Genomic DNA, 13,993 nt, shown 5'->3' on the forward strand with positions numbered 1-13,993 from the left:
CCCAGAAACAAAAACCCCCGCTTTCGCGGGGGTTCTTGGTGTTACGGATTTCGTACCTTATCCATCGTTTCGAGCTGCCTGGTGGCTTGTAGCACCAGGCCGTAGCTGAGCTTGTCGTAGGTGTGGAACACCATCAACAGACCGGCGCGCTCGTCGGGGATTTTCACTTGTTCGCCAGTAACACGGTCGCGCACGGTTTCGCCGGTTTTGTACACGGCCAACACGTTGCCCTCGACCAGACCGTCACGCTTGCCCTTGTTCAAGGTAACCACGTCGAACTGACCAATCTGCGACACGCCACGTGGAACATCGAGAATCAGACCGCGAATCTCGTTGACCGGCGCGCTTGGCATAAAGGTGGAGTTAACCGGACGTTCTTCGGTGGGGAACAGGCGGTCACCGTTGCGCACTTCCTGAGTGGTACGGCTCAGGGTCAGCGTGGCAACGCCGTCTTCCTCAGCAATCACCTGACCGGCACCGATGTCGTCAGCGTTGATGCCGAGGAATTCTTTGGTGTCCGGATCGGTGTAAGTACGACCTTGGCGGAAGATGCCGTAAACCGGGTGCTGTTCATCAAAGGTGCCGCGCGCATAAACGCGATCGCCCGCGCCGCTGACCACGCGCTCGGCCGTACCGGCAACCACGTAGTTGGCTTTGGTGAAATCTTCGTCGCTGTTCACGATGCGGTTTTTCAGCAAGAAGCTGTTGATGGCTTCCAGCGGAATAGTCGGGATCGCTTGCGCCATCGGCGTGCTGCGAACCTGCGGCGACAGTTTGATGGTGCCACGCGATGCGCCACGGTTGAGGGTCAGACGCGGCTGGCCGTCAACGTACGTTAGGCTGAGTTGATCGCCTGGATAGATAAGGTGGGGGTTTTCAACTTGTGGGTTAGCGTGCCAAATTTCTGGCCACTTCCACGGTTCACTGAGGAACTTCCCGGAAATATCCCAGAGGGTATCGCCCTTGACCACGGTGTAGCGGTCCGGATGACCTTCCTTGAGCTGCACTTCGGCCTGAGCCAAGCCAGAGGCGGCTAGGAGTAGCAGGGCGAGTAGTGATTTCCTCATGCGGTGAATCCCTTTATTATGTGTCTTCACGTAGAACGCCCAAGGGCTGCTCCGAAACCCTCGGAAGCCGCGGCCTGAAGCCGTTTTTCAAAGCTGCTCAGCATATTAGCAGCGGATTTTGACTTTATTCCACAAGTGCATCACACAACGCATATGGCAATCCTAAACATCCTCGAGTTTCCCGACCCGCGCCTGCGTACCATCGCCAAGCCCGTAGACGTGGTTGACGACGCCCTGCGTCAGTTGATCGACGACATGTTTGAGACCATGTACGACGCGCCGGGTATTGGTTTGGCCGCCACGCAGGTCAACGTGCATAAACGCGTGGTGGTCATGGACCTCAGCGAAGAGAAAAACGAGCCGCGGGTTTTCATCAATCCCGAGTTCGAATCGCTGACCGAAGAAATGGACCAATACCAGGAAGGCTGCCTCTCGGTGCCCGGTTTCTACGAAAACGTCGACCGCCCGCAGAAGGTCAAAATCAAAGCGCTGGACCGCGATGGTAAGCCCTTTGAACTGATCGCCGAAGGCTTGCTCGCCGTGTGCATCCAGCACGAATGCGACCACCTCAACGGCAAGCTCTTCGTTGATTACCTGTCTACGCTCAAGCGCGACCGGATCAAGAAGAAGCTGGAAAAGCAGCACCGCCAGCAGGCTTGAAACGCCGATCAAAGGCTTGCTCCGGCAAGCCTTTTTCTTTTCCACGTTTTGAAGTGAGCCCCCATGAGCCAAGCACTGCGCCTCGTCTTCGCCGGCACGCCCGAATTCGCCGCCGAACACCTCAAAGCCCTGCTCGCCAGCCAGCACGAGATCGTGGCGGTTTACACCCAGCCGGATCGTCCGGCCGGCCGTGGCCAGAAACTGATGCCCAGCCCGGTCAAGCAGTTGGCTCTGGAAAACAACATTCCGGTCATGCAACCGCCGACCCTGCGCGACCCGGCCGCCCAGGCCGAATTGGCCACGCTGAATGTCGACCTCATGGTCGTGGTTGCCTACGGTTTGATCCTGCCGCAAGTGGTGCTCGATACGCCGCGCCTGGGTTGCATTAATAGTCACGCCTCGCTGCTGCCGCGCTGGCGCGGTGCGGCGCCGATTCAGCGCGCCGTGCAAGCCGGCGATGGGGAAAGCGGCGTAACCGTCATGCAGATGGAAGCAGGCCTGGACACCGGTCCCATGCTGCTCAAAGTGACCACCGCCATCAGTGGTGACGACACCGGCGGCAGTCTGCATGACCGCCTCGCCGAAATGGGCCCGACTGCGGTATTGCAGGCGATTGCCGGCCTGGCTGCCGGAACGCTCCACGGCGAAGTTCAGAACAACGAGTTAGCGACATACGCCCACAAGCTCAATAAAGACGAAGCACGTCTGGACTGGACGCGCCCGGCCGAAGAACTGGAGCGTTTGGTGCGCGCCTTTAATCCTTGGCCGATCTGCCACAGCACACTTAACGGCGAAACGCTGAAAGTGCTCGCCGCGCAGCCGGCCGAAGGCCACGGCGCGCCAGGAGAAATCCTTCAGGCCAGCCGCGACGGTTTAGTCGTTGCTTGCGGTACCCACGCACTTCGTCTGACCCGCCTGCAATTGCCGGGCGGCAAAGCGCTGAATTTCTCGGATTTGTTTAACAGCCGCCGCGAGCAATTTGCCGTGGGCACCGTACTGGGGGCTGGCGCATGAATCCGCGTCTGGCGGCGGCCAATGCGCTTGCCACCGTGCTGTCTGGCAAAGCGTCGCTGAACAGCTCGCTGCCCAAGCAGTTGGATAAAGTCGAGGCGCGCGATAAAGGCCTGACCCAAGACTTGGCCTTTGGCACCGCCCGCTGGCAGCCACGCCTCAGCGCACTCGCTGAGCGTTTGCTGGAAAAGCCCTTCAAATCTGCCGACCGTGATGTGGAAGCGCTGCTGCTGGTCGGCCTGTATCAGCTGCTCTATACGCGCATCCCGGCGCACGCAGCCATCGGCGAAACGGTCGGCGCCGCTGAAAAGTTGAAGAAACCCTGGGCCAAAGGCCTGCTCAACGCCGTGCTGCGCCGTGCCCAGCGCGAATACGAGGCGCTGCTGCCAGAGCTTGACCACGACCCCATGGCGCGAACCGCCCATCCACGCTGGTTACAAAAAGCGCTAAAGGCGTTTTGGCCCGAGCATTGGGAGGCCATCTGCGCTGCCAACAATGCCCATCCGCCTTTAATTTTGCGCGTGAACCGCCGGCTCGGCAGCCGTGACGACTACCTCGAAGAGCTTAAACGCGTGGGCTTCGAAGCCAGCGCCTGCCCGTTCAGCCGCGACGGCGTGGTGCTGGCCGAAGCCTGCGACGTCACCACATTGCCGGGCTTCGCTGAAGGTCGCGTCAGCGTGCAAGACGAAGCCGCGCAATTGGCGGCCGACTTGCTCGACCTGGCGCCCGGCCAGCGCGTGCTCGATGCGTGCTGCGCGCCGGGCGGCAAAACCTGTCACCTGCTGGAAGCCGAGCCCGCCTTGGCCGGCGTGGTGGCAATTGATCTGGAAGCCAAGCGCCTGGTGCGCGTGAAAGAAAACCTCGCGCGCCTTGGCCTGAGTGCAGAGTTGATAGCCGCCGATGCGCGGCAGACCGAGGCCTGGTGGGACGGCAAACCGTTCCAGCGCATTTTGCTCGACGCGCCGTGCTCGGCCACCGGTGTTATCCGCCGCCATCCCGACATCAAGCTGACCCGCCAAGCCGACGACATTCCCGCGCTCGCCGCGCTGCAAGGCGAACTGCTCGATGCCTTATGGCCCACGCTTGAAGTGGGCGGCGTACTCGTCTACGCCACCTGCTCGACGTTGCCCACAGAAAATACCGAAGTAGTCGATGCCTTCCTGGCCCGCACAGCCGGCGCGCGCGAGTTGGACATCGCCGGTCAACTGGGTAACCCGCCACCGGGCCTGAAACAGCCCCACGGCCGCCAGCTGCTGGCGCAAGAGGGCGGTCACGACGGCTTCTACTACGCCAAACTGATCAAGATTGCCGCCGCGCCACGCGCCTAGCCGTGCCTGTGCAGGCGCGGTACAGGTCTGCTATTTTCGAGGCCGTTTCCGCTTCGCTATCTGCCGCTTTAGGAATGCACACGGATGAAGATCATTATTCTCGGCGCCGGTCAGGTGGGCGGCACGTTGGCTGAGCACCTGGCCAGCGAACACAACGACATCACCGTGATCGACACCGACGGCGACCGCTTGCGCGACCTGGGCGACCGTCTGGATATCCGCACCATTCAAGGCAAAGGCTCGTTCCCGACCGTGCTGCGCCAGGCTGGCGCTGACGACGCCGACATGTTGGTGGCCGTCACCAACAGCGACGAAGTGAACATGGTCGCCTGCCAGGTGGCCTACACGCTGTTCCACACCCCGACGAAAATCGCCCGCGTGCGCGAAGCCGCGTATCTCACGCGCTCCGGCCTGTTCGATAACGACGCCATTCCCGTCGACGTGCTGATCAGCCCCGAGCAGGTGGTAACCAACTACATCAAACGCCTGATCGAGCACCCAGGTGCGCTGCAAGTCATCGACTTCGCTGAAGGCAAAGCGCAATTGGTGGCGGTGAAGGCTTATTACGGCGGGCCGCTGGTGGGCCAACAATTGCGCCAATTGCGCGAGCACATGCCCAACGTCGACACCCGCGTTGCCGCCATTTTCCGGCGTGACCGGCCGATTCTGCCGCGCGGCGATACCGTGATCGAAGCGGATGACGAAGTGTTTTTCATTGCCGCCAAGGCGCACATACGCGCGGTTATGAGTGAAATGCGCCGGCTCGAGGACAACAACAAACGCATCGTGATCGCTGGCGGCGGCCACATTGGCGAACGCCTGGCCGAGGCGATTGAAAGCCGCTACCAAGTCAAAATCATCGAGATGAACCCGGCGCGTTGTCGGTATCTGTCCGAGACGCTGGACAGCACCATCGTGCTGCAGGGCAGCGCCTCGGACCGCGACCTATTGGTGGAAGAAAACATCAGCGACGCCGACATCTTCCTGTCGCTCACCAATGATGACGAAGCCAACATCATGTCCTCGCTGCTGGCCAAGCGCCTGGGCGCGCGCAAGGTGATGACGCTGATTAACAACCCGGCGTACGTCGACCTGGTGCAGGGCGGTGAAATCGATATCGCCATCAGCCCGCAGCTCGCCACCATCGGCACCTTGCTGGCGCACGTGCGCCGCGGCGATATCGTCAGCGTGCATTCCCTGCGCCGCGGTGCAGCGGAAGCCATCGAAGCCATCGCCCATGGCGACGCGAAGTCGAGCAAGGTGATCGGCAAGGCCATCGGCGACATCGCCTTGCCGCCGGGCACCACGATTGGCGCACTGGTGCGCGACGAGGAAGTGCTGATCGCCCACGACGCGACGGTGATCGAGTCGGGCGATCACGTGATTCTGTTTTTGGTGGACAAGAAATATATTCGCGACGTCGAGCGGCTGTTCCAGGTTGGCTTGACGTTCTTCTAATTGCGCGACTGCAAATAAGCCGAGGCCCGCGTGCTCGAATCTCTCGAAAAAATGCTCGGCAAAGGCATCGACAATGCCTTGCTGCGTTTTGGCCTAGGCAAGGGATATCTGGACCTCAACGAGCACGCCAAAGCAGCCGAACACCTGCAGCGCTGCGTCGAATTCGATGCCAATTATTCGGCGGCCTGGAAGCTATTGGGCAAAGCCCATTCGGGGCTTGGCGACACGGCGGCAGCGCGTGCCGCGTGGCAGCAAGGCATCGCCGCCGCGCAGGTTCACGGCGATAAGCAGGCCGAGAAGGAAATGACGGTATTCGTGCGAAAGCTGAATAAAGCACAGGGCTCGGAATAAACGGCCCACGGTGCTCAGTCTTCGCGAATAAACCGCAGCCCTACGCCATCGCCATTCACCCGCATCACTTCCATCTGCAACACGGGCGCCTCGATGGGCAGGTCTTGCACCTGCCCGGTGACGATGTCGCCGAGCACGAGGCTGGTGAGTTGTTCGTGTTTAACGAATACGCCGCCATCGGAAAGATCGCGGGTCTGGGCGAGCAGCTCACCGAAGCTTGGGTGGCTGATTTTGATCCGGCACTTCAGTGAGGTGCGTGGCGATTGTCGCTGGTTGGACATAGAGCCCGGCTTCCTGGTCAACGGTCCCTGTTAATAACGCAAATTGCCGCGCTCGCCTAGTGCAGCGAGCCCGGCAATTGGCCAGTTAGTACCAGCGCTCCTCACCCTCGGGACGTTTCTTGAAGCGCTTCATCGTCCACATGTACTGGCTTGGGTAAGCGCGCACATAGCGCTCGACGACCTGACTCATAGAAGCGACCGCCTCGCGGGTGTCTTCGCTGTACATGCCTTCGGGCGCGGCTTCGAGGATGACTTTGTAGCCCGACCCGTCTTCCAGGCGCAGCGCATGCAAGAACACGCCGACCGCTTTACCGCCGGCGAGCATGCCCGGAACGAATTTACTGGTCAGCGCCTCGATGGCGCAAAACGGCACGAACAGGCCAGCCGACAGGCTCGGCTCAGGGTCGGCGGGAATGCCGACCGCGCCGCCTCGGCGAACTTCTTTAATGACGCTGAGGATGCCTTCTTTGGTCGACGGCGCGACCCGGTTGCCCAGTTGCACACGTTGCTTACGCAGCAGGTCATCGACTGCTTTGAGCTTTGGCGGACGGTAGAAAATGATCGGTTTGCACTGGTTGCAATAGAAGTGGTTGAGCACTTCCCAGTTGCCGAGGTGGCTGGTAATGCCCACCACGCCTTTGCCGGACGCAAGGGCCGCTTCCAGCACATCCAGGCCTTCAACTTCACGCACCAGCTTGAGTGATTTCTGCGCCGGCCAAACCCAGGCGCAGGCACTTTCGGTCAGCGTTTTGCCAATGTCCATTAGCGCTTTGCGCAGCAAGCGGTCGTGGGCAGCGGCGTCCAACTCGGGAAAACATTTGCGCAGGTTGATATCGGCAACGGCGCGCGAGCGGGTGGGGAAGCGCCACATGCACCAGCCGATCAGGTTGCCCAAGGCCTGCACCGCTCGCCACGGCAGCAAGGCGAACAGACGCAGAAACCCCACGATCAACGCACCTTTGAACTTCTCCACCACGTACTCCACACATTCGAACAGGCGCGCATTGTAACCACCTTGAGCCGCTTCGGTTATGGCCGGCAATTCCACACCTTGTAGGAGCCCAGCTTGCTGGCGAACCCTGCAAACCCCGGAGATCTGCGTTGCACGGTTCGCCAGCAAGCTGGCTCCTACCGATGGTGTGCGGTGAGTTCGGCGTAGCGGTCGCAATCCTGGGTGTGGTCCATGACCATGCCGGTGGCCTGCATAAAGGCGTAGCAAATGGTGGGGCCAACAAACGTGAAGCCGGCTTTCTTCAGCGCCTTGCTCATGGCCTCGGCTTCCGGCGTTACGGCGGGCACATGGCTGCGGCCCGGGAAGTGGTTGACCTTAGGCACGCCGCCAACAAATGACCACAGCAGCCCAACTGGATCAGGCAAGCGCAACCAGGCCGCCGCGTTCTGCCGTGCAGCGTTGAGCTTGAGTCGATTGCGAATGATGCCGGGGTCTTGCATCAGCACGGCTATTTCTTCATCACTCAGTTGCGCCAGACGCTGCGGGTCGAAACCAAACAGCACCTGGCGATAGCGTTCGCGCTTCTTTAATACGGTTATCCACGACAGCCCGGCTTGAAAGCCTTCGAGCAGCAGCATCTCGAACAGGTGCTGCGCATTGCGTTGCGGTACGCCCCATTCCTGGTCGTGGTAGGTGATGTAAAGCGGGTCTTCATTGCACCAGAAGCAGCGTGGCATAGGGCTCCTAGGGGAGGGCGAGGGTGGTTTGCGGGATGAATCGGGTATACTCCCACCCTTTCTGTCGCCCTCAGTACAGGTGAAATTAGTGAGCCAGCCTACGCCTGCCGTGCGCACCTTCCAAGATCTGATCCTCGCCCTTCAACAGTATTGGGCCGAGCAAGGTTGTGTGGTGCTTCAGCCTTACGATATGGAAGTCGGCGCCGGCACCTTCCACACCGCCACGTTTCTGCGCGCCGTCGGCCCGGAAACCTGGAACGCCGCCTACGTTCAACCCAGCCGCCGTCCCGGTGATGGCCGCTACGGCGAAAACCCCAACCGCTTGCAGCATTACTACCAATTCCAGGTAGTGCTAAAACCCAATCCGGACAACTTCCAAGAGCTGTACCTCGGCTCGCTCAAACGCATTGGGCTTGATCCGCTGGTGCACGACATCCGTTTCGTTGAAGACAACTGGGAATCGCCGACCCTCGGCGCCTGGGGTCTGGGCTGGGAAATCTGGCTCAACGGCATGGAAGTCACCCAGTTCACCTATTTCCAGCAAGTAGGCGGCATCGAGTGCTACCCGGTGACCGGCGAGATCACCTACGGTCTCGAGCGCCTGGCCATGTACCTGCAGGGCGTGGATTCGGTCTACGACCTAGTGTGGACCGACGGCCCGTTCGGCAAGGTCACCTACGGCGATGTGTTCCATCAGAACGAGGTGGAGCAGTCCACCTACAACTTCGAACACGCCAACGTCGACAAGCTGTTCGAGCTGTTCGATTTCTATGAAAGCGAAGCCAATCGCCTGATCGAGTTGCAGCTGCCGCTGCCGACCTACGAAATGGTGCTCAAGGCCTCGCACACCTTCAACCTGCTCGATGCTCGCCGCGCGATTTCGGTGACTGCCCGTCAGCAATACATCCTTCGTGTGCGGGCATTGGCTCGCTCGGTAGCCCAGAGCTACCTGCAAGCGCGTGCCCGCCTCGGCTTCCCGATGGCGGCACCCGATCTGCGCGATGAAGTATTGGCCAAGCTGGAGGCAGCAGAATGAGTGCACGTGATTTTCTGGTTGAACTGGGCACCGAAGAGCTGCCACCCAAAGCCCTGAAAACCCTCGGTGACGCCTTTCTGGCCGGCATCGAGAAAGGCCTTAAAAGCGCGGGGCTGAGCTACACCGGCAGCCGTGTGTACGCAGCGCCTCGCCGTCTGGCCGTGATCATTGATCAACTGGCCGAGCAGCAGCCGGATCGCAGCGTCAATCTGGACGGCCCTCCCGTTCAGGCCGCCTTCGACGCTGACGGCAACCCCACTCAGGCGGCCCTTGGTTTCGCAAAAAAATGCGGCGTGGATATTTCCGCCATTGATCGCAGCGGCGCGAAACTAAAATTCAGCCAAAGCATTCCTGGCCAACCCGCCGTGGGCCTGCTGGCCGGCATCGTTAGCGCCTCGCTGAATGACCTGCCGATTCCCAAACGCATGCGTTGGGGCGCGCGCAAAGAAGAGTTCGTACGGCCAACCCAATGGCTCGTCATGCTGTTTGGCGACGACGTAGTGGACTGCGAGATTCTGGCCCAGAAAGCCGGCCGCGAGTCGCGCGGTCACCGCTTCCATCATCCCGAAAGCGTGCGCATCAGCTCGCCAGCCGCTTACCTGGAAGACCTGCGCGGTGCCTATGTACTGGCTGACTTTGCCGAGCGCCGCAGCTTGATCAGCAAGCGCGTCGACGCGCTGGCCGCCGAGCAACACGGCACCGCCATCGTGCCGCCTGCGTTGCTCGACGAAGTTACCGCGTTGGTCGAGTGGCCGGTGCCGCTGGTGTGCTCGTTTGAAGAGCGCTTCCTGGCGGTGCCGCAAGAAGCCTTGATCACCACCATGCAGGACAACCAGAAGTACTTCTGCCTGCTGGACGCCAACGGCCTGCTGTTGCCGCGCTTTATTACCGTGGCCAACGTTGAGAGCAAAGACCCGGCGCAAATCATCTCGGGCAACGAGAAAGTGGTTCGTCCGCGTCTGACCGACGCCGAGTTCTTTTTCAAGCAAGACAAGAAGCAGAAGCTCGACACCTTCAACGCGCGCCTCGCCAATGTGGTGTTCCAGGCGCAGCTGGGTTCGGTGTTCGACAAAGCCGAGCGCGTTTCCCTGCTAGCTGCCTTTATCGCCGCCCGCATCGGTGGCGATAGCCGCTGGGCTGCCCGCGCCGGTTTGCTGAGCAAGTGCGACCTGGCCACGGAAATGGTCGGCGAATTCCCGGAAATGCAGGGTATCGCTGGCTACTACTACGCGCTGAATGACGGCGAGCCGCAGGACGTTGCCCTGGCACTGAACGAGCAGTACATGCCACGCGGCGCCGGCGCCGAGCTGCCCACCACGCTCACGGGCGCGGCGGTGGCGATCGCCGACAAGCTCGATACGCTGGTAGGTATTTTCGGCATCGGCATGCTGCCCACCGGCAGCAAAGACCCCTACGCCTTGCGTCGTGCTGCGCTGGGTATTTTGCGCATCCTGATCGAGAAGAAAATCGACCTCGATCTGGTCGCCACCATCGGTTTTGCCATCGAGCAATTCGGCGCCAAGGTCAAACCGGCCGGCCTCGCCTCCCAGGTGCAAGACTTCATCTTCGACCGCCTGCGCGCCCGTTATGAAGACGAAGGCGTGGAAGTGGCCGTGTATCAGGCTGTTCGTGCAGTAGCGCCGGTGTCGCCGCTGGACTTCGACCAACGCGTACAAGCGGTTCAGGCGTTCCGCAAACTGCCGGAAGCCGACGCGTTGGCCGCCGCCAACAAGCGCGTGTCCAACCTGTTGAGCAAGGCCGAGGGCGCCGTGGCGGCGGGCATTGAAGCGCATTACTTCGATTCGCCTAGCGAGTTCTCGCTTTATGCCGCGATTCAGCAAGCCGACCACGCCGTACAACCGTTGGCCCAGGCCCGTTTGTACAGCGAAGCGCTGGCCCAGCTGGCGGCGCTGCGTGACCCGGTGGACGCCTTCTTTGCGGCCGTTATGGTCAACGCTGAAGACCCGTCGGTGCGTGCAAACCGTTATGCCTTGTTGGCTAAATTGCGCAGCCTGTTCCTGGGCGTCGCCGACATTTCGCTGCTGGGGTAAACCGTGAAGTTGCTGATACTCGACCGCGATGGGGTGATCAATCACGACTCCGACGCCTACATCAAAACGCTCGAGGAGTGGATTCCGCTCCCCGGCGCCGTCGAGGCCATCGCGCAACTGAGCAAGGCCGGCTGGACGGTGGCAGTGGCCACTAACCAGTCGGGCCTGGCACGGGGTTATTACTCGGAAGCGGTGCTCGATTCCATGCACGCACGGTTGCGTGCGCTGGTGGCCGAGCAGGGCGGTGAACTGGGGCTGGTGGTGCATTGTCCACATGGGCCGCACGACGGTTGTGACTGCCGTAAACCCAAACCCGGCATGCTGCGAACTATCGCTGCGCATTACCACACAGATCTTGCAGGCGTGTGGTTTGTCGGCGACAGTCGAGGTGACCTGGACGCCGCGCTGGCCGTCGATTGTCAGCCTGTTCTGGTGAAGACCGGCAAAGGCGAAAGAACCCTGGGCAGCGAGCTGCCGAAAGGGACGTTGATATTTGACGATTTGGCGGCGGTTGCCGCGCAGTTACTCCACACCCAATAGGCGGGGATTGCCCGCGACGGATAACGCTAAATGTCGATCGTGCTGGCCATCAGAATTTTCCTCTTTTATATCCTCCTCGGCGGCAGCGCCTTGCTCTGGTGCAGCCTGAGTTTCTTCGTCGCGCCCTTCCAATCGTTTGAAGCCCGCTACCGTTTCATCAACGTCAACTGGTGCCGCTTCGCCGTGAAGCTCACCGAGATCATGCTTGGCATTCGCTATGAAGTGCATGGCGCTGAGAACGTGCCTACCCAGCGCTGCGTGATCCTCTCCAAACACCAAAGCACCTGGGAAACCTTTTTCCTCTCGTGCTACTTCGCGCCGCTCAGCCAAGTACTCAAACGCGAGCTGCTGTACGTACCGTTTTTCGGTTGGGCCATGGCCATGCTCAAACCCATCGCCATTGACCGCAACAACCCAAAAGCCGCGCTAAAAGAGCTGGCGAAGCAGGGTCACGAGCGCTTGCAGCAAAACATTTGGGTGCTGATATTCCCCGAGGGCACGCGCGTGCCGGCGGGGCAGATTGGCAAGTTCTCACGCGGTGGCGCCGCATTGGCGGTCAATGCGAACCTGCCGGTGTTGCCAATTGCCCACAACGCCGGTGAGTTCTGGCCCAAACAAGGCTGGGGCAAAAAACCTGGGACCATTCAAGTGATGATCGGCCCGGTGATGCACGCCGAAGGCACCGGGCCACGCGCCATTGCCGCACTGAACGACCGCGCCTTCGCCTGGGTGGAACAGGCACAACGGGATATGGGCGCGCTGTACGGCGAGCACCCAGTGACCGAAACGCCGGTTCAGCTCTAGCCATAATCGCGTCGATAAAAACCCCGGCCACCGCGCCGGGGTTTTTGCATTCAGGTCGGCACAAATGGTGGGCATGGCGCACAACGTTGCCGTTCGCCCGCGCGCTGTAACGCGACGTTAATCAAGCATCCCTACTCTCGGTTTGCTTGATTTTTTCTCGTCGGTCCAGCGCTGCTGGCAGTAGTCGCGAGAAGCAAATTCTCTCCTGCCCATCTGCATAAGGATTCTTCAGATGACTACCGCCTTACCGCTGGCTTTGTCCCTCGCCGTTTCCGCTGCCTTGCTGTCGTTCTCTGGCGTTAGCGCCGCTCACGACCATGACGAAAAAGAAAAAGTCAGCAAGAGCCTCTACAACCGTGAGGCCCGTGGCGACATCACCGAGTACGCCGGCGCGCGCCGTGTGGGCCGCGACCTGACCGATTCGATCAAAGCCTCGTTGTCCGACCGCAAAGCCAAAAACGTGATTTTGCTGATTGGCGATGGCATGGGCGACTCGGAAATCACCCTGGCACGTAACTACGCCGAGGGCGCGGGTGGCTACTTCAAAGGCATCGACGCGCTGCCGTTGACCGGCCAGTACACCCACTACGCGTTGCACAAAGACACCGGCAAGCCGGACTACGTGACCGACTCGGCGGCCTCTGCCACGGCGTGGTCCACCGGCGTGAAAACCTACAACGGCGCCCTGGGTGTCGACATCCACGAAAAGCCGCACCAAACCATTCTGGAGCTGGCGAAGCTGCGCGGCATGGCTACTGGCAACGTGTCCACCGCCGAATTGCAAGACGCCACGCCGGCGGCCCTGTTTTCCCACGTGACCGGCCGCAAATGCTATGGCCCGGTGGCGACCTCGGTTCAATGCCCAAGCAACGCCTTGGAGAAGGGCGGCGCTGGGTCCATTACCGAGCAACTGCTGAACGTGCGCCCAGACATCACCCTCGGCGGTGGCGCAGCGACCTTCGCTGAAGTGGCCAAGGCAGGCAAATGGTCGGGCAAAACCCTGCGCGACCAGGCGGCCGCCCGTGGTTTCGTTCTGGTAAGCAATGCCGCAGAGCTGAAGAAAATCCGCGTGGCCAACCAGAAGCAACCCGTGATTGGTCTGTTCTCGCCAGGCAATATGCCAACCCGCTGGATCGGCCCAACTGCCACTTACCACGGCAACTTGACCCAAGCGCCGGTAACCTGCCAACCGAACGCCGCACGTACCGCCAGCACCCCGACGCTGGCTGAAATGACGGTTAAAGCCATCGACTTGCTCAAAGACAACCGCAACGGTTTCTTCCTGCAGGTGGAAGGTGCGTCCATCGACAAACAAGACCACGCCGCCAACCCGTGCGGTCAGATCGGCGAAACCGTCGACCTCGATGAAGCGGTTCAGATGGCTCTGGCATTCGCCAAAGCCGATGGCAACACCTTGGTTATCGTGACCGCCGACCATGCGCATTCCAGCCAGATTGTTGCCTTGGACACTTCGGCGCCAGGGCTTACCCAAGCGCTTAACACCAAAGACGGCGCAGTAATGGCCGTCAGCTACGGTAACTCGGAAGGCAGCTCTCAGGAGCACACCGGCTCGCAACTGCGCGTTGCAGCGTATGGCCCGCATGCCGCAAACATCACCGGGCTCACTGACCAAACCGATCTGTACTTCACCATGCGTAATGCCCTGGGCTTGAAGTAACACCCTCGGTTAAACCGCTAGGGAAGGCGGATTAGCGCG

Annotated in this window: 14 protein-coding genes; 10 read left to right on the forward strand and 4 right to left on the reverse strand. The window is 60.8% G+C overall.

Annotation, left to right across the window (positions count from 1 at the left end; genetic code table 11):
• Window positions 1-41: 41 nt before the first annotated feature.
• Entirely contained in the window at window positions 42-1,067 is a 1,026-nt protein-coding gene (locus AC0IW7_RS10140) for a LysM peptidoglycan-binding domain-containing protein (RefSeq protein WP_471817611.1), read from the reverse strand.
• A gap of 153 nt (window positions 1,068-1,220) precedes the next feature.
• On the opposite strand from AC0IW7_RS10140, the gene def reads away from it, so the two are divergent.
• The 5 genes from def (at window position 1,221) to AC0IW7_RS10165 (ending at window position 5,875) form a co-directional block, all read left to right on the forward strand.
• Window positions 1,221-1,727 (forward strand): peptide deformylase, encoded by a 507-nt coding sequence (gene def / locus AC0IW7_RS10145; protein ID WP_122492264.1) that lies wholly within the window; start codon window positions 1,221-1,223, stop codon window positions 1,725-1,727.
• 63 nt (window positions 1,728-1,790) lie between these two features.
• Window positions 1,791-2,741, forward strand: a complete 951-nt coding sequence (gene fmt / locus AC0IW7_RS10150; protein WP_471817613.1) for a methionyl-tRNA formyltransferase — start codon at window positions 1,791-1,793, stop codon at window positions 2,739-2,741.
• Window positions 2,738-4,066 carry a 16S rRNA (cytosine(967)-C(5))-methyltransferase RsmB gene (gene rsmB, locus AC0IW7_RS10155; protein WP_471817615.1) on the forward strand — a complete coding sequence of 443 codons (1,329 nt, stop codon included), beginning with the start codon at window positions 2,738-2,740 and terminating at the stop codon, window positions 4,064-4,066. Before fmt ends, rsmB begins: the two co-directional genes overlap by 4 nt.
• 84 nt (window positions 4,067-4,150) lie before the next feature.
• Window positions 4,151-5,524, forward strand: a complete 1,374-nt coding sequence (gene trkA, locus AC0IW7_RS10160) for a Trk system potassium transporter TrkA (RefSeq protein WP_471817617.1) — start codon at window positions 4,151-4,153, stop codon at window positions 5,522-5,524.
• A gap of 30 nt (window positions 5,525-5,554) precedes the next feature.
• On the forward strand, window positions 5,555-5,875 hold the full coding sequence (locus tag AC0IW7_RS10165; protein WP_471817619.1) for a hypothetical protein: 321 nt from the start codon (window positions 5,555-5,557) through the stop codon (window positions 5,873-5,875).
• A gap of 14 nt (window positions 5,876-5,889) precedes the next feature.
• Here the strand turns inward: AC0IW7_RS10165 and AC0IW7_RS10170 are convergent, their stop codons facing one another.
• The 3 genes from AC0IW7_RS10170 to AC0IW7_RS10180 form a co-directional block, all read right to left on the reverse strand.
• Window positions 5,890-6,156, reverse strand: coding sequence for a PilZ domain-containing protein (locus tag AC0IW7_RS10170; protein WP_471817621.1), 267 nt, complete (start codon window positions 6,154-6,156; stop codon window positions 5,890-5,892).
• An 85-nt stretch (window positions 6,157-6,241) separates the two neighbouring features.
• A complete protein-coding gene (locus AC0IW7_RS10175; protein WP_471817882.1) occupies window positions 6,242-7,129 on the reverse strand; it encodes a lysophospholipid acyltransferase in 888 nt (295 codons plus the stop codon).
• A gap of 155 nt (window positions 7,130-7,284) precedes the next feature.
• A complete protein-coding gene (locus AC0IW7_RS10180) occupies window positions 7,285-7,845 on the reverse strand; it encodes a DNA-3-methyladenine glycosylase I (protein WP_471817623.1) in 561 nt (186 codons plus the stop codon).
• 88 nt (window positions 7,846-7,933) lie between these two features.
• Here AC0IW7_RS10180 and glyQ point away from each other — a divergent pair, with 88 nt between their 5' ends.
• From glyQ to phoA, 5 genes are all read left to right on the forward strand, one after another.
• Window positions 7,934-8,881 (forward strand): glycine--tRNA ligase subunit alpha, encoded by a 948-nt coding sequence (glyQ, locus tag AC0IW7_RS10185; protein ID WP_108095231.1) that lies wholly within the window; start codon window positions 7,934-7,936, stop codon window positions 8,879-8,881.
• Window positions 8,878-10,932, forward strand: coding sequence for a glycine--tRNA ligase subunit beta (glyS, locus tag AC0IW7_RS10190; RefSeq protein ID WP_471817625.1), 2,055 nt, complete (start codon window positions 8,878-8,880; stop codon window positions 10,930-10,932). Before glyQ ends, glyS begins: the two co-directional genes overlap by 4 nt.
• Window positions 10,933-10,935: 3 nt before the next feature.
• Entirely contained in the window at window positions 10,936-11,472 is a 537-nt protein-coding gene (gene gmhB / locus AC0IW7_RS10195; RefSeq protein ID WP_471817627.1) for a D-glycero-beta-D-manno-heptose 1,7-bisphosphate 7-phosphatase, read from the forward strand.
• 30 nt (window positions 11,473-11,502) lie between these two features.
• A complete protein-coding gene (locus AC0IW7_RS10200; RefSeq protein WP_471817629.1) occupies window positions 11,503-12,276 on the forward strand; it encodes a lysophospholipid acyltransferase family protein in 774 nt (257 codons plus the stop codon).
• Between the two features lie 232 nt (window positions 12,277-12,508).
• Complete coding sequence (gene phoA / locus AC0IW7_RS10205) at window positions 12,509-13,954, forward strand: alkaline phosphatase (RefSeq protein ID WP_122492274.1); 1,446 nt, start codon at window positions 12,509-12,511, stop codon at window positions 13,952-13,954.
• Window positions 13,955-13,993 lie beyond the last annotated feature (39 nt).

Source organism: Pseudomonas sp. AC229 (assembly GCF_979254655.1).